Here is a 14,723-nt window from a genome sequence, read left to right as displayed (position 1 = left end):
ACATTCATGATGGCCTGACTATGCGCGATCCCTGACTGGGGTAAATCCTCCACCCCCCGGCTTTTTTATGGGGGAGGAGGCGGGAGGATGAGGGCACAGCGCCTGAGACCACGGGCGCGGACAGAAAAGGAATTTCGTGATGCCGCCCGCAAAAATCGGCGTGTTTTTGTGTGCGCCAGCACGCATTACTCACATTTATGCAACACAGATCACATAAAGCCGGGGTGGGGCGTAGGGGCGGGGAGGATGGAAAGAGGTTGTCGTATAAAGAAACTAGAGACCGTTAAACCACCTCTGTGTACATCACCAAAAAGGATGGGAGATATGAAGATTAAAACTGGCGTAGGCATCCTCGCATTATCCGCACTTACGACGATGATGATTTCCGCCCCGGCTCTCGCCAAAATTGAAGAAGGTAAACTGGTTATCTGGATCAACGGCGACAAGGGTTATAACGGTCTGGCCGAGGTCGGTAAAAAATTTGAGCAAGACACCGGCATTAAAGTGACCGTTGAGCACCCGGATAAGCTGGAAGAGAAATTCCCGCAGGTGGCAGCCACCGGCGACGGTCCTGACATTATCTTCTGGGCGCACGACCGTTTTGGCGGCTACGCGCAGTCTGGTCTGCTGGCGGAGGTCACTCCGGATAAAGCGTTTCAGGACAAACTCTATCCGTTTACCTGGGATGCGGTACGTTATAACGGCAAGCTGATCGCCTACCCCATCGCCGTTGAAGCCCTCTCCCTGATTTATAACAAAGACCTTGTCCCGAACCCGCCGAAAACCTGGGAAGAGATCCCGGCGCTGGATAAAGAGCTAAAAGCGAAAGGGAAGTCGGCGATAATGTTCAACCTGCAAGAGCCGTATTTCACCTGGCCTTTGATCGCCGCTGACGGCGGTTACGCGTTCAAATTTGAAAACGGCAAGTATGACGTGAAAGACGTTGGCGTCGACAACGCCGGCGCGAAAGCGGGCCTGACTTTCCTGATCGATATGATCAAGAACAAAAATATGAGCGCCGATACCGATTACTCCATCGCCGAAGCGGCCTTCAATAAAGGCGAAACGGCAATGACCATCAACGGTCCGTGGGCATGGTCGAACATCGACAAGAGCAAAGTCAACTACGGTGTCACCCTGCTGCCGACCTTCAAAGGTAAACCCTCGAAGCCGTTCGTCGGCGTGCTGAGCGCGGGGATTAACGCTGCCAGCCCGAACAAGGAGCTGGCGAAAGAGTTCCTCGAAAACTACCTGCTGACCGATCAGGGTCTGGAAGCGGTGAACAAAGATAAACCGCTGGGCGCCGTGGCGCTGAAATCTTTCCAGGAGCAGTTAGCGAAAGACCCCCGTATCGCCGCCACCATGGATAACGCCCAGAAAGGCGAGATCATGCCGAATATTCCGCAGATGTCCGCCTTCTGGTATGCGGTACGTACGGCTGTGATCAACGCCGCCAGCGGCCGTCAAACCGTGGATGCCGCGCTGAAAGATGCACAAAGCCGTATCACCAAGTAATGCCGCGAGCCTGTGCCGGATGGCGGCATAAATGCCTTATCCGGCCTACAACACACCGTAGGCCTGATAAGCGCAGCGCCATCAGGCACATCTCCGGCCAGGAAGTTTCAACGCTGTAGAGGAAAACCCCCATGGATGTCATTAAAAAGAAACACTGGTGGCAAAGCGACCAGCTTAAATGGTCAGTAATTGGTCTGCTGGGCCTGCTGGTGGGTTACCTTGTAGTTTTAATGTACGTACAAGGGGAGTATCTGTTCGCCATCATGACGCTGATTTTAAGCTCTGCTGGCCTGTATATTTTCGCAAATCGTAAAACCTACGCCTGGCGCTACGTTTACCCTGGCCTCGCCGGCATGGGGCTGTTTGTGCTATTCCCGCTGGTGTGCACCATCGCCATCGCCTTTACTAACTACAGCAGCACCAACCAGCTCACCTTTGAACGCGCCCAGCAAGTGCTGATGGACCGTTCTTATCAGGCAGGAAAAACCTATAACTTCGGTCTTTACCCGGTCGGCGACGAGTGGCAACTGGCCCTCACCGACGGAGAAACGGGCAAACATTACCTGTCTGACGCATTTTCCTTCGGCGGCGAACAAAAATTACAGCTGAAAGAGACCGATGCCCTGCCGGGCGGCGAACGCGCCAATCTGCGGATAATCACCCAGAACCGTCTGGCGCTGAACCAGATAACCGCCGTCCTGCCGGATGAAAGTAAAGTGATTATGAGCTCGCTGCGTCAGTTTTCCGGTACTCGTCCGCTGTACACACTGGCTGATGACGGCCTGCTGACCAATAACCAGAGCGGCGTAAAATACCGGCCAAACAACGATAGCGGTTATTATCAGTCGATCAACGCCGACGGAAGCTGGGGTGATGAAAAACTCAGTCCTGGTTATACCGTTACTATCGGCGCGAAAAACTTTACGCGCGTCTTTACCGACGAAGGGATCCAGAAGCCTTTTTTCGCTATCTTCGTCTGGACCGTGGTCTTTTCGGTCCTCACTGTGGTGTTAACCGTGGCGGTTGGGATGGTATTGGCCTGCCTCGTACAGTGGGAAGCGCTGAAAGGTAAAGCTATCTACCGCGTCCTGCTGATTCTGCCCTACGCCGTACCGTCGTTTATTTCAATTTTGATTTTCAAAGGGTTATTCAACCAAAGCTTTGGTGAAATCAATATGATGCTGAGCGCGCTGTTCGGCATTAAACCTGCCTGGTTCAGCGACCCCAACACCGCGCGGGCAATGGTGATTATCGTGAATACCTGGCTGGGCTATCCCTACATGATGATCCTGTGCATGGGACTGCTGAAAGCGATTCCGGACGACCTGTACGAAGCCTCCGCAATGGACGGCGCCGGTCCATTTCAGAATTTCTTTAAGATCACCTTACCGCTGCTGATTAAGCCGCTAACGCCGCTGATGATCGCCAGCTTCGCCTTTAACTTTAATAACTTTGTCCTGATTCAACTGTTGACCAACGGCGGGCCAGACCGTCTCGGCACCACCACGCCTGCCGGTTATACCGATCTGCTCGTCAGCTACACCTACCGTATCGCCTTTGAAGGCGGCGGCGGTCAGGACTTCGGTCTGGCGGCGGCCATTGCCACGCTGATCTTCCTGCTGGTAGGCGCGCTGGCAATAGTGAACCTGAAAGCCACGCGTATGAAGTTTGATTAAGGGAGATAATAACAATGGCTATGGTCCAACCCAAATCTCAGAAACTGCGTCTCTTCATCACGCACCTGGGGCTGCTGATTTTCATCGCGGCGATTATGTTCCCGCTGCTGATGGTCATCGCTATCTCGCTACGTGAAGGGAACTTCGCCACCGGAAGCCTGATCCCGGACAAAATCTCCTGGGAACACTGGCGGCTGGCGCTGGGTTTCAGCGTGGAACATGCGGATGGTCGGGTAACGCCGCCTCCCTTCCCGGTCCTGCTGTGGCTGTGGAACTCGGTGAAAATCGCCGGTATTACCGCCATCGGCATCGTGGCGCTCTCCACCACCTGCGCCTACGCTTTCGCACGAATGCGTTTTCCAGGTAAAGCAACACTGCTCAAAGGGATGCTGATTTTCCAGATGTTTCCGGCGGTTTTGTCTCTGGTAGCGCTGTATGCGTTATTTGATCGCCTGGGACAATACATTCCATTTATCGGTCTGAATACGCATGGCGGCGTGATCTTCGCCTATCTTGGCGGCATCGCGCTGCATGTCTGGACGATTAAAGGCTACTTCGAAACTATCGACAGTTCGCTGGAAGAGGCCGCCGCGCTGGATGGCGCAACCCCGTGGCAGGCGTTTCGCCTGGTGCTGCTGCCGCTTTCCGTACCGATTCTGGCGGTGGTGTTTATTCTGTCGTTCATCGCGGCGATTACCGAAGTTCCGGTCGCCTCGTTGTTACTGCGCGATGTGGACAGCTATACGCTGGCCGTGGGTATGCAGCAATATCTCAACCCGCAAAACTATTTGTGGGGCGACTTTGCCGCCGCCGCCGTCCTTTCCGCTATTCCTATCACCCTGGTGTTCCTGTTGGCGCAACGTTGGCTGGTCAACGGCCTGACGGCAGGGGGTGTGAAAGGTTAAGTTTTATCGAAGTACCTGCCCGGCAACGGGCAATGCCACTGCCCTCAACTTATGTTATCCCCACTTATGGTCGTATTTTGGCGCTCTTCGGAGCGCTTTTTTTATGCGTTATAGACAGAGGCTAATTTATTGACACGCCGTACGTCCGTTACGGTGTGGCGACGCCTATTCTCGCCGTAGTCGGTTCGAATTACATAACCACAACGTGATAACCAACAGGAGGATCGCCGCCGAATAGAGTAATACATCCATTGGCGTTTTATGATCGACAATGATCAGGCGCACAATCGCCGTGATCCCAATGTACACGAAATAGCGCAGCGGAAAGTGAAGGCCAGACTTAAAGTACTTCACAATCAGCGCAATAAATTCGAAATAAAGAAAGTAGATCACCAGCCCTTCCACCAGTTCATATTTGCTGGCTTGCTCAGGCACGAATAATGCATCCGCCAGATGCACCGTCTCTTTACCGAGAAAAACGACCAGGATCAGACCGAGGGTAAGCAGCCCCAAATTTAGTACGTTTTGTAAAATCGTGGCGATAAACTCAAGACGTGAGCGCGATAATGGCATCATAACAGCCCCCTCTTTCTCTGCGGCGAGGTTTCTGTATAACGCACAAATGTGACGGGTATCTATATTTTTTATTTATGTTTATATTTTGTTCAATAAGATAATTTGCCGGATAGCGCCGTGAACGCCTTATCCGGCCTGAGTATTAACGGAAATTTACGCTCCTGTCACTGGTCATATCATACAGGCCAAACTTACGGCCAAGCTGTTGACCACCGTCACGCGTCAGCGGCGTCCAGCCAATTGCCGCACGACTTCGGGTTGGGCCGGACGAGAAGAGATCCAGCGGCACGGAAACATATACGCCTTTGGTAAAATCCCCTTCTCCATATTCATCCGGCGACGCATCGGTAATCGTCGCGTAACCGCCGACAACGACGCCACTATCGAAGCGTTTGGCGATCTCCAGCGTACCGCCTTTATCGCCCGCCAGATACTGACCAACGCTGGCTTTCACCAGCACATCCTGGGCGAACGACGGCGTCCAGTATGCGGTCAAATGTCCGGTCTTCACGCTGTAATCGGTAAACTTCATCATATCCTGCGCGCTACGCCAGTCACGCTGTTTCACGTAGTTGGCATCCAGGCCAAACGCCCAATTGCTGTCTACCGGGCGATACAGGACTTCCGCCCCGGCACCGCCAAACATGGTCTCCAGATAACCGCCGTAGACCTGCCCATAGAAACCATTGCCAAAATACTGGAAGTAGTTGGCCTGTAGGTTATTCACATAAACATCATTCTGCACATACTCACGGACATGCGTACGCACCCGCGGCAGATGCGAATCCTTCGGCGGATTGGTGTAGTTAAATTTGTCGTAGTTGTTGGCGATATTGGCAAACACGCTGCCCGTGGTGAGCAGATGATCCGTGACCCACAGATCCGCAGTTCCCATTACGCCCAACTGATACATATAGAAGTTTTCCGGGCCGCCTACCGACTGATTCAGCACGGGATCAAGATGAAAATCAACGCGCGACTTGTCGATATACCAACCCTGTTCAGTACTCTCTGGCACGATCGGCTCCACGCGTTTTTGCGCCAGCGGGGTTTCATGTCCCAGCGGTTCGCCTTCCAGATGGCGTTTCAGGCTGGCGACATCGGTTTCAGTGGTGACCTGCGGCAGATTAAGGCGGTTTTCCGTCACGCGGATCGTGCGGGTCCCCTCCGGCAGATCGTTCATGACGATCCGGTTAGCGCGCACGATCCCTTCACGGGAGTCGCGGTACTTCATCTGTTCACCGGTAACGTATAGCGTATCGCCTTTGACCTGGATTTTCGGGTCCGCCAGACCGGCATTATATTTCAATAACGTTAATTGATTAGCCACTACCGAATGTTGCAGGATGGCATCCTGCGGCTGTGGTCGGTATTGCGGGCGTGAATTGTCATGATACGCGGGACGTAAATCGTTGAAATTGGTGCGCAGCGTAACGCCAAACATAAAGGTGTTGCCGCGCTCGTAGCTGAGGTTAACGTCGGCCCAATCGGTGACGCGGTAAATGGCGCCGACGTTAAACTTGCTCTTCTGCTCCAGTTTACCCGCAAAATCCTGCTGATAGTTATTGCCTTCATACTCCAGCTTCAGGCGTAGCGGTTGCCACGGGGTCTGGTATTCCACGCCGCCAAACAGCGAGGCCGGGCCGTGAAACATATCGCTACCGTCGACGGAACCTGCCTCTTTATAGCTGTTATCACGCGAACAGAATTTACCACTATACGAACAGAAAGGATTAGACACATTGCCGCTGGTGCCAAGATAGCCCCAGCCGAGACCTAATGAAAAATCAAATGGCCCCCAGGCCTTACTCGCTACAATATATTCCGCATCAAACAGCCCCGTCCCGCCGATATCGCGCGCGCCAACCGCCACCTGCGGCATCCAGTAACTCTCTTCCCACAACCGCAGTTTCACATCAAACGCTTTATCTTTGTAAGTCTGGTCACCGGAGAATGATTCCACGCTGCTGTACTTTTTCGTACGGACATCGGTATAGCGCAACGTGGTTTCCAGCCACGGGAAAAGCTGAACCGAAGCCGAGTAGTAGCGGTACTGATCGTTATCGCGATAGTTCAGGCTCATCTCCCCTTCACGCGCCATACGCGCTGTCGGCGTTTGCAGCAGGCCCACGCCGCCAAAGTCAGATTGTGAAGGCCCAATAGGGGCTGGATATGTTTCGGCATGGCAGGCCGCGCTAATACCCAGCGCCAGCACGCTGAGCAGATGTGTTTTTTTCATTATTCAGGTATCCGCTGCGTCAGGGTATGAAGAATGTCGGCATTCATCGCCTCCGGCGTGCCGCGCCAAAGGGAATCGGCAAAACCGACAAAAATAATGCTGCCGGGCATCGGCTCGATATGACGCTTATTCCAGTAAGCCACCGGCGCTTTTTGGCTGCGTCCATCAGGGTAAACCACCCAAGCATAGCTACGATCCGCGCCGCTGAGTAAGCGCTGACCCTCAAGATAACTGGCGACGTCCCGCCCAGGGACGAACGGCTGGCTGCCCGGCTGGCTAATCAAGCCAAAGAGCGTCACCTGCGTGGGTTGCGGCCCGACCCAGAGCGTGTAGTGACCTTGCAGCGGCGGGTTACCTCGTTCGCTCACCCGCACCACGTCAGGATCAAGATTCACGAATTGTCTGCCCGTCACCTTCACCGCCTGAATCTGTCGGCGTAGTGTGTTTATTGCCGCCGCCGCATCGCCATCTTCCTCAGCGCTGAGCGCCGCCAGTCGCCCGAGAAGTTCCTGCTGCTGTTGACGCGCCGTCACGGTCGCCTGTTCTTCGCCTATCACCGCCGCAGGCCACCAGCTCGTTGCCAGGCGCGGCTGTCCGACTAAATCGAGCAGACGCTCAGCGTCTGTCAGCGTTTTAGGCTCGCTATTACCCTGGGTAAAAACGGTAACAGTGCCGCTGGCAAAGGCGGATGACGCGACAAAGGCCAGCGCCAGCGCGCTTATCGTCCTTTTCATCATGATTTTGCCGCCTTAATCAGCGTGGTTTTCACCGGAAAGTAATTCGCGCCCAGATACTGTTCCGTCTGGCGAATTTGGCCTTCGCTATCAATCCAGTAGCGATTACGCCAGCGCGTTTGATCGGTCGTCACTTCTTCATCCAGCACCCGCACGGCGGTCTCTTCACTGCCGACGCTAACGCTATCGGTCCCTCGCCATGTAAAAACGGAACGGGCGGTGGCGTAACGCACCTGGCGATGTTCGGTCCAGCCCAGGGTGCGAGTCCAGGTCGCGCCATCGATAATCTGTCCTGGTTTCGCCAGCGGGTCGGTCGCCAGATTATTCACATCGATCAGGTTGTCGCCGCCGAGCAGAGTTTTGACCAGACGGCCATGCTGCGTCACGATCGTCGCGCCATCCTGCGTCACCCATTTCTGCTGCCCGTTTTCCGAGAAAGCGAGCACCACAAACAGTTGAGGACCGCCGTTAAGTTGCATGTACTGGCTGGCATAAGGCATGTTTTGAATATCGTCATCAGTTAGCTGTACGCCTGGCGTACCGAACAAACTGTCCCACAGTGAATCGCCCAGGCCTTTAGTGGTGGCCGAACACGCCTGTAATAGCAGGCAAATCAGGATAAGTGCGAGTCGCTTCACGACGCTTCTCCAGAGGGGCAAAATAACCACACCGGAGTGTGGTTATGGTTAAACGTACCGATACTACTGGGTACTGGTGGTCGTGGTGGTCGTGGTTCCGGTATTAGAACCATCGCCGCCGCCGGTTGCCGCTAACGCGACGCCCACCGCCGAACTTACGGTGCTAACGCTGGTAGCGGAGGAGCTTCCCGCCGATACCGACGTCGCTGCCGACCCTGCCGCTTCACCCACCTGAACGGGGGCTGCCGAGACAGATGTCGCCGCAAGCGCGGTTATGGCAAAAATGCCATACAGTACTTTTTTCATCATAATTTCCCTTCATTGAATGAATGGAGATTTACCCAAAAGAATTTCGGGCGCTACCGAGTATACACAACCAAAGCAGGCGGATTATGTCCGGGAGAAATAACAGCGAGGTTTTAGGATAATTAAACTTTAAAGAAGTAACGCCTACATCATTTAATTAACAAACAAATAAAATCAATAAGTTAAAATTAAACTAAAAGACATCGACATCCGTATAATCTGAAAATAACGCAGAGTGATTTTCTGGTTATTGCTTATTTTAGGATTAAGCTCAATATAAAATTGTGGGGATAAAGACGGACAAGCGGAATTATCTTATAAAAAAAGCCGATGTGAATATCGGCCTTTTTATTATCTTATTCTCTTTTTGCCGGATGGCGGCGAAACGCTTTATCCGGCCTACAGACACTATGCATTACGTAGACCGGATAAGCGCAGCGCCATCAGGCGCGCCAGGCTTTATAACGGTTAATCAGACCGTTGGTAGAGCTATCATGGGACGAAATAGCTTTATCATCGCCCAGCTCCGGCAGAATACGGTTAGCCAACTGTTTACCCAACTCAACGCCCCACTGGTCGAAAGTAAAGATGTTCAGGATGGCGCCCTGCGTAAAGATTTTATGCTCGTACAACGCAATCAGCGCGCCCAGACTGAACGGCGTAATTTCGCGCAGCAGGATAGAGTTGGTCGGGCGGTTGCCTTCAAACACTTTGAATGGCACAACGTGTTCAAGCTGCGCCGGATCTTTACCCTGATCGCGATATTCCTGCTCAACCACCTCGCGGGATTTACCAAACGCCAGCGCTTCGGTCTGCGCGAAGAAGTTAGACAGCAGCTTCTGATGATGATCGGATAGCGGGTTATGGGTGATAGCCGGGGCGATAAAATCACACGGCACCATTTTAGTACCCTGGTGAATCAATTGATAAAACGCGTGCTGACCGTTGGTGCCTGGTTCGCCCCAGATAATTGGGCCTGTCTGGTAATCCACGGCGTTGCCGTTACGGTCAACGTATTTACCGTTGGATTCCATGTTGCCCTGCTGGAAGTAGGCGGCGAAACGGTGCATATACTGGTCGTACGGCAGAATGGCTTCGGTTTCCGCGCCGAAGAAATTGTTGTACCAGATACCAATCAACGCCAGCAGAATGGGTAGGTTTTTCTCCGCCGGAGTGGTGGAGAAATGCTTGTCCATCGCGTGCGCGCCGGAAAGCAGCTCGACAAAGTTGTCGAAACCGACGGACAGAATAATGGACAGCCCGATGGCAGACCACAGCGAGTAACGACCGCCGACCCAGTCCCAGAACTCGAACATATTGGCCGTGTCGATACCAAATTCGCCGACCGCTTTGGCGTTGGTGGAGAGCGCAGCAAAGTGTTTCGCCACGTGTTTTTCATCGCCTGCACTTTTCAGGAACCAGTCGCGCGCGCTGTGGGCGTTGGTCATGGTTTCCTGCGTAGTGAAGGTTTTCGACGCCACCAGGAACAGCGTGGTTTCCGGGTTCACTTTTTTCAGCACTTCAGCGATGTGGGTACCATCAACGTTAGAGACGAAGTGCATGTTCAGATGGTTTTTATACGGACGCAGCGCTTCGGTCACCATGAACGGGCCGAGGTCGGAACCGCCGATACCGATGTTCACCACGTCGGTGATGGCCTTACCGGTGTAGCCTTTCCACTGACCGGAGATAATCGCTTGCGAGAAAGTTTTCATCTTCTCAAGCACGGCGTTCACTTCCGGCATCACATCTTTGCCGTCCACGATGATCGGCGTATTGCTACGGTTACGCAGCGCCACGTGCAGCACGGCGCGGTCTTCGGTGCGGTTGATCTTCTCGCCGGAGAACATGGATTTAATCGCGCCGGCCAGATCGGTCTCTTTCGCCAGATCCTGTAATTTTGCCAGCGTCTCTTCGGTGATGCGGTTTTTGGAGAAATCCACCAGCATCAGATCGTCAAACGTCGCGGAAAATTTAGCGAAACGGTCGCTATCGTTCGCGAAAAGCTCAGCGATCGTAACGTCTTTCATTTCATCGTAGTGTTTCTGGAGCGCCTGCCAGGCAGAAGTCTGCGTTGGATTGATGTTTTTCATTAGCAATACTCTTCTGATTTGAGAATTGTGACTGGGATCGATTGTAACGCCAGTCACAGAAAAGTGTGATTGTTTTAGTGCCGTTGCCCCAGGCACTGTCGAATGAGGATAAAAAGTATATACCCTAAATAATTCGAGGTGCAGAAAGGCGGCAAATGGGTGAGTCGCCGGGCGCATAGATAAGCCAACATTCCTACAAACGGGTATCGGGGTTATAAGCGCTGTTACTGAGCCTAAACTCAGCATAAAAAATCCGCATAATCCCAACGTTGACAGTCCAGGCCACAACTTTTATTTATAAATACGTTACTTGCATTTGCGCCTGCACCGGTTTCTGTTCTGCCCTTGTGCCATGGTCGCGTTTTTCATTTCCTGACACGAGGTTGATATGACAGAGATCGTTGTTTCCAAATTTGGCGGTACCAGCGTCGCTGATTTTGACGCCATGAACCGTAGCGCGGATATCGTACTTTCCGACGCCAATGTTCGTTTAGTCGTGCTTTCCGCGTCTGCCGGCATCACTAATCTGCTGGTGGCGCTGGCCGAAGGGATGGAGCCCGGCGAACGTTTCGCTACGCTCGACGCCATCCGTAAAATCCAGTTCGATATCCTTGATCGTCTGCGTCATCCGAATGTCATTCGCGAAGAGATTGAACGCCTGCTGGAAAACATCACTATTCTGGCGGAGGCGGCATCGCTGGCGACATCGGCAGCCCTGACCGATGAACTGGTCAGCCACGGCGAGCTGATGTCTACCCTGCTATTTGTTGAGATCCTGCGTGAACGCGACGTACAGGCCCACTGGTTCGACGTGCGCAAAGTGATGCGTACCAGCGATCGCTTTGGTCGTGCGGAACCGGACGTCGCAGCGCTTGCGGAACTGGCCGCGCAGCAGTTGCTCCCGCGCCTGAACGAAACGTTGGTCATTACTCAGGGCTTTATCGGCAGTGAAAGCAAAGGCCGCACCACGACGTTAGGCCGCGGCGGCAGCGACTATACGGCAGCGTTGCTGGCTGAAGCGCTCCATGCCGCGCGGGTTGATATCTGGACAGATGTGCCCGGTATTTACACCACCGACCCGCGCGTAGTGCCCGTCGCGCAGCGAATTGATGAAATCGACTTTGAAGAAGCGGCGGAGATGGCAACCTTCGGCGCAAAAGTACTGCATCCAGCCACCTTACTCCCGGCCGTGCGCAGCGATATCCCGGTCTTCGTTGGCTCCAGTAAAGATCCGCAAGCGGGCGGTACGCTGGTGTGCAATAAAACCCAAAACCCGCCGCTGTTCCGCGCGCTGGCGCTGCGCCGCAATCAAACGCTATTGACGCTGCACAGCCTGAATATGCTGCACTCACGAGGTTTCCTGGCAGAGGTGTTCGGCATTCTGGCGCGGCATAATATTTCGGTAGATCTGATTACCACTTCGGAGGTGAGCGTTGCGCTGACGCTGGATACTACCGGCTCCACCTCCACGGGCGATACGTTACTGACCCAATCCTTATTGATGGAGCTTTCCGCGCTGTGTCGGGTCGAAGTCGAAGAAGGACTGGCGCTGGTCGCGCTGATTGGCAACAACCTGTCAAAAGCCTGCGGTGTTGGTAAAGAAGTGTTTGGCGTCCTGGAACCGTTCAACATTCGCATGATTTGTTACGGCGCCTCCAGCCACAATCTGTGCTTCCTCGTGCCGGGAGACGATGCCGAGAAAGTGGTGCAAAAGCTACATCAGAACTTATTTGAATAATCGCCCTGACACGGCAGCGGGTGAGCGCTATCAGGCAATACGCTGCCGGATGGCGACGCAAGCGCCTTATCCGGCCTGTCGCAGCTCCCGGCGTATAGCGCTTGTCGCTATACGCCATACCCGATATCGCTTACAACATACGCCGCTGGTGCTGTTTTTCCGTGTGGACCCGCTTAACGATTTTATAGATCCACTGCAGTGTCAAATTGTACTTTTTGGCCAGCTCCGCATAATTACGCCCATCGCACTCGCTGTAAATCTGATAATCCCGTTCCGAAGCCCGACCAGAGATACCTTTGGGGAAATAAATGCTTTGCCCGCCCCAGTTGCGCATCATTCTGTCAGCAATTGCCTGACCGGCATTTTCGGCTGACGCGCTATCAATATTCATGCTTTCAATAAGTACCTGCGACGCATGAAACGCCAGATCGTTAATAATCTCCGGAAGCCGAACCATTTCTTTTGATTTCTGAATCATATTTTATCTCCATATCCAGCACCATGCTCCCCGTGACGGCACCAAAAAGGGAAGCGTAAAAAACGGTGCAATAACTACCTATCAATATATTCAAAATATATATAAATATTTACTATCAACGACATTTAATTATAAATTAAAAGAATGTATATATCGCTTTCAATTTATAATATGTATTTATTTTATAGGTGAAGTAAGCCTTCACTGATGTCATCATTTTACACAATACTGTATGTATATACAGTTAATTTTTTGCATTTTTTTCTGCGTTCGATCAAAAAGATCGCTTTCCTCACGATCGCGTGAATTTTTAAAGTGACTTTAAAAATCAATAAGATAATTTTAATCAAAGATTATTATGACGCAGCAATACCGCCATCATTGCCTGCCACAGACACATACTGACTCTCCGCAGGCAGCCTCTACCCCCTGCCCCGAAAGCTTTATTTATTCGTTTATTTGTTGGCATTTGACACCATGCGCTAAACATTTTTTAAAGTTATTTATTAAAGCCCTTTTCGTTCTTCCGTTATGGGGAAAAGCGATACTTCTCTCTCAATTATCAGGAGATAGAGTATGCGAAAAATTATTGTTCCCCGACTTTCCGGCTGGCTGATTGCCTCTGTCGTACTGTTTGCGCTTATCGGCTGGACATCATCAGCGCAAATTCCGGTCGTCATCTATAAACTCAGCCTGGTTTCGTTATCAGCGGTGCTGGGTTACTGGCTCGACCGTAGTCTTTTCCCCTGGGCGCGTCCCGACTCCTTTTGCCCCTGGGAAGAATCGCTGTGCTGCGCCGCGGCGATGATTCGTCGCGCGATCATCGTTGCGGCAATTTGCCTTGCCGTCGCGCTGGGGCTGTAACGATGCGTTATCAATACGTATGCCTGGTCTGCGTTATGACTTTCTTGTCTGCCGACGCTGCCGAACCGCCGCGCGCTTCTCTGCAATGGCGAAACGAAGTGATTCGTACCGCGCGCGAAATCTGGGGGCTTAACGCCCCCGTTGCTGATTTTGCCGGGCAACTACATCAGGAATCCGGCTGGGCGCCTGACGCCCGTTCCCCGGCTGGCGCGCAGGGTATGGCGCAATTTATGCCCGCAACGGCAAAATGGGTAAGCCAGTTGTACCCAGCGCTTCGCGAGAACAAGCCGTTTAATCCCGCCTGGGCGATACGCGCGCTGGTACAGTATGACCGCCAGTTGTGGAAAAGCGTGTTAGCAAAAAATAGCTGCCAGCGAATGGCTTTCACTCTGAGCGCCTATAACGGCGGGCAAGGCTGGGTTAACAGAGATAAAAAGCTGGCCGCCGCAAAGGGGTTAGATACGTCCATCTGGTTTGAACATGTAGAACGCGTTAACGCCGGGCGCAGCGCCGCAAACTGGCGCGAGAATCGTCACTACCCCAAAGCGATTTTATACCAACATGCTCCCCGTTATTTGCAATGGGGGCAGGCTAGCTGCATTCATTAATCAGAGGGAGTAATGAAACTCAGTATCGATTTTTGGGAAGTCATCTCCCTCTTACTTTCGTTTGTTGGATTAATGTTTGCTGCCGGTAAATTGCTGCTGGCGCAAATTGAAAAACGGCTGAATGAACGTTTTGAAGCACTGGAAGCTGCCCGGCGCGAATCAGAAGCGGGCTGGTCCAGGCTGGAGAGAGAATTTCTGGAATTTCGCGCCGATTTACCGCTGCATTATGTCCGCCGCGAGGATTATCTTCGCGGCCAGGCCGTTCTGGAAGCAAAACTGGATGCGCTATATAGCAAAATAGAACTGATTCAACGAGGTAACCATTAAACAAATCCCCGTCGTTTATACGCCGG

Annotated in this window: 14 protein-coding genes; 7 read left to right on the top strand and 7 right to left on the bottom strand. The window is 52.8% G+C overall.

Going from position 1 to position 14,723, the window contains the following annotated elements:
• Nucleotides 1-324: 324 nt before the first annotated feature.
• The 3 genes from malE to malG all read left to right on the top strand — a co-directional run bounded on the left by malE (nucleotide 325) and on the right by malG (nucleotide 4,096).
• Nucleotides 325-1,515, top strand: coding sequence for a maltose/maltodextrin ABC transporter substrate-binding protein MalE (gene malE / locus EOS97_RS11680; protein ID WP_000695415.1), 1,191 nt, complete (start codon nucleotides 325-327; stop codon nucleotides 1,513-1,515).
• Between the two features lie 131 nt (nucleotides 1,516-1,646).
• Nucleotides 1,647-3,191 (top strand): maltose ABC transporter permease MalF, encoded by a 1,545-nt coding sequence (malF, locus tag EOS97_RS11675; RefSeq protein ID WP_000382576.1) that lies wholly within the window; start codon nucleotides 1,647-1,649, stop codon nucleotides 3,189-3,191.
• Between the two features lie 14 nt (nucleotides 3,192-3,205).
• Nucleotides 3,206-4,096: a maltose ABC transporter permease MalG gene (gene malG / locus EOS97_RS11670; protein ID WP_001252081.1), complete on the top strand. Its 891-nt coding sequence runs from the start codon at nucleotides 3,206-3,208 to the stop codon at nucleotides 4,094-4,096.
• Between the two features lie 165 nt (nucleotides 4,097-4,261).
• Here malG and psiE read toward each other — a convergent pair whose 3' ends face one another.
• The 6 genes from psiE to pgi form a co-directional block, all read right to left on the bottom strand.
• On the bottom strand, nucleotides 4,262-4,672 hold the full coding sequence (gene psiE / locus EOS97_RS11665; protein ID WP_000982752.1) for a phosphate-starvation-inducible protein PsiE: 411 nt from the start codon (nucleotides 4,670-4,672) through the stop codon (nucleotides 4,262-4,264).
• Between the two features lie 142 nt (nucleotides 4,673-4,814).
• On the bottom strand, nucleotides 4,815-6,911 hold the full coding sequence (locus EOS97_RS11660) for a YjbH domain-containing protein (RefSeq protein WP_000750791.1): 2,097 nt from the start codon (nucleotides 6,909-6,911) through the stop codon (nucleotides 4,815-4,817).
• Complete coding sequence (locus tag EOS97_RS11655) at nucleotides 6,911-7,648, bottom strand: capsule biosynthesis GfcC family protein (protein WP_000977975.1); 738 nt, start codon at nucleotides 7,646-7,648, stop codon at nucleotides 6,911-6,913. Before EOS97_RS11655 ends, EOS97_RS11660 begins: the two co-directional genes overlap by 1 nt.
• Nucleotides 7,645-8,283, bottom strand: a complete 639-nt coding sequence (locus EOS97_RS11650) for a YjbF family lipoprotein (RefSeq protein ID WP_000824801.1) — start codon at nucleotides 8,281-8,283, stop codon at nucleotides 7,645-7,647. Before EOS97_RS11650 ends, EOS97_RS11655 begins: the two co-directional genes overlap by 4 nt.
• 63 nt (nucleotides 8,284-8,346) lie before the next feature.
• A complete protein-coding gene (gene yjbE / locus EOS97_RS11645; protein WP_001541297.1) occupies nucleotides 8,347-8,589 on the bottom strand; it encodes an exopolysaccharide production protein YjbE in 243 nt (80 codons plus the stop codon).
• 443 nt (nucleotides 8,590-9,032) lie between these two features.
• Nucleotides 9,033-10,682 carry a glucose-6-phosphate isomerase gene (gene pgi / locus EOS97_RS11640; protein ID WP_000790024.1) on the bottom strand — a complete coding sequence of 550 codons (1,650 nt, stop codon included), beginning with the start codon at nucleotides 10,680-10,682 and terminating at the stop codon, nucleotides 9,033-9,035.
• 388 nt (nucleotides 10,683-11,070) lie between these two features.
• On the opposite strand from pgi, the gene lysC reads away from it, so the two are divergent.
• The gene (gene lysC / locus EOS97_RS11635; RefSeq protein ID WP_000136392.1) at nucleotides 11,071-12,420 is read left to right on the top strand and encodes a lysine-sensitive aspartokinase 3; all 1,350 of its coding nucleotides are present in this window, start codon (nucleotides 11,071-11,073) and stop codon (nucleotides 12,418-12,420) included.
• Between the two features lie 130 nt (nucleotides 12,421-12,550).
• Here the strand turns inward: lysC and EOS97_RS11630 are convergent, their stop codons facing one another.
• On the bottom strand, nucleotides 12,551-12,898 hold the full coding sequence (locus tag EOS97_RS11630) for a Mor transcription activator family protein (RefSeq protein ID WP_000615248.1): 348 nt from the start codon (nucleotides 12,896-12,898) through the stop codon (nucleotides 12,551-12,553).
• 576 nt (nucleotides 12,899-13,474) lie between these two features.
• Here EOS97_RS11630 and EOS97_RS11625 point away from each other — a divergent pair.
• The 3 genes from EOS97_RS11625 to EOS97_RS11615 are packed head-to-tail and all read left to right on the top strand — an operon-like array spanning nucleotide 13,475 to nucleotide 14,697.
• A complete protein-coding gene (locus EOS97_RS11625; RefSeq protein WP_001226439.1) occupies nucleotides 13,475-13,762 on the top strand; it encodes a putative holin in 288 nt (95 codons plus the stop codon).
• Nucleotides 13,763-13,764: 2 nt separating this feature from the next.
• The gene (locus EOS97_RS11620; protein WP_001270444.1) at nucleotides 13,765-14,370 is read left to right on the top strand and encodes a lytic transglycosylase domain-containing protein; all 606 of its coding nucleotides are present in this window, start codon (nucleotides 13,765-13,767) and stop codon (nucleotides 14,368-14,370) included.
• Between the two features lie 12 nt (nucleotides 14,371-14,382).
• Nucleotides 14,383-14,697: a membrane protein gene (locus tag EOS97_RS11615; RefSeq protein WP_000777266.1), complete on the top strand. Its 315-nt coding sequence runs from the start codon at nucleotides 14,383-14,385 to the stop codon at nucleotides 14,695-14,697.
• The last annotated feature ends 26 nt before the right edge of the window (nucleotides 14,698-14,723 follow it).

Origin of the sequence: Salmonella sp. SSDFZ54 (assembly GCF_004010735.1) — a bacterium.
In the GTDB taxonomy this organism is placed as follows: domain Bacteria; phylum Pseudomonadota; class Gammaproteobacteria; order Enterobacterales; family Enterobacteriaceae; genus Salmonella; species Salmonella enterica.
This window is presented reverse-complemented; position numbering and strand designations above follow the sequence as displayed.

What these genes read in the sequence shown, in the direction of transcription:
- malE (WP_000695415.1), top strand. Translation starts at nt 325, where the DNA reads ATGAAGATTAAAACTGGCGTAGGCATCCTCGCATTATCCGCACTTACG.
- malF (WP_000382576.1), top strand. Translation starts at nt 1,647, where the DNA reads ATGGATGTCATTAAAAAGAAACACTGGTGGCAAAGCGACCAGCTTAAA.
- malG (WP_001252081.1), top strand. Translation starts at nt 3,206, where the DNA reads ATGGCTATGGTCCAACCCAAATCTCAGAAACTGCGTCTCTTCATCACG.
- psiE (WP_000982752.1), bottom strand. Translation starts at nt 4,672, where the DNA reads ATGATGCCATTATCGCGCTCACGTCTTGAGTTTATCGCCACGATTTTA.
- EOS97_RS11660 (WP_000750791.1), bottom strand. Translation starts at nt 6,911, where the DNA reads ATGAAAAAAACACATCTGCTCAGCGTGCTGGCGCTGGGTATTAGCGCG.
- EOS97_RS11655 (WP_000977975.1), bottom strand. Translation starts at nt 7,648, where the DNA reads ATGATGAAAAGGACGATAAGCGCGCTGGCGCTGGCCTTTGTCGCGTCA.
- yjbE (WP_001541297.1), bottom strand. Translation starts at nt 8,589, where the DNA reads ATGAAAAAAGTACTGTATGGCATTTTTGCCATAACCGCGCTTGCGGCG.
- pgi (WP_000790024.1), bottom strand. Translation starts at nt 10,682, where the DNA reads ATGAAAAACATCAATCCAACGCAGACTTCTGCCTGGCAGGCGCTCCAG.
- lysC (WP_000136392.1), top strand. Translation starts at nt 11,071, where the DNA reads ATGACAGAGATCGTTGTTTCCAAATTTGGCGGTACCAGCGTCGCTGAT.
- EOS97_RS11630 (WP_000615248.1), bottom strand. Translation starts at nt 12,898, where the DNA reads ATGATTCAGAAATCAAAAGAAATGGTTCGGCTTCCGGAGATTATTAAC.
- EOS97_RS11625 (WP_001226439.1), top strand. Translation starts at nt 13,475, where the DNA reads ATGCGAAAAATTATTGTTCCCCGACTTTCCGGCTGGCTGATTGCCTCT.
- EOS97_RS11620 (WP_001270444.1), top strand. Translation starts at nt 13,765, where the DNA reads ATGCGTTATCAATACGTATGCCTGGTCTGCGTTATGACTTTCTTGTCT.
- EOS97_RS11615 (WP_000777266.1), top strand. Translation starts at nt 14,383, where the DNA reads ATGAAACTCAGTATCGATTTTTGGGAAGTCATCTCCCTCTTACTTTCG.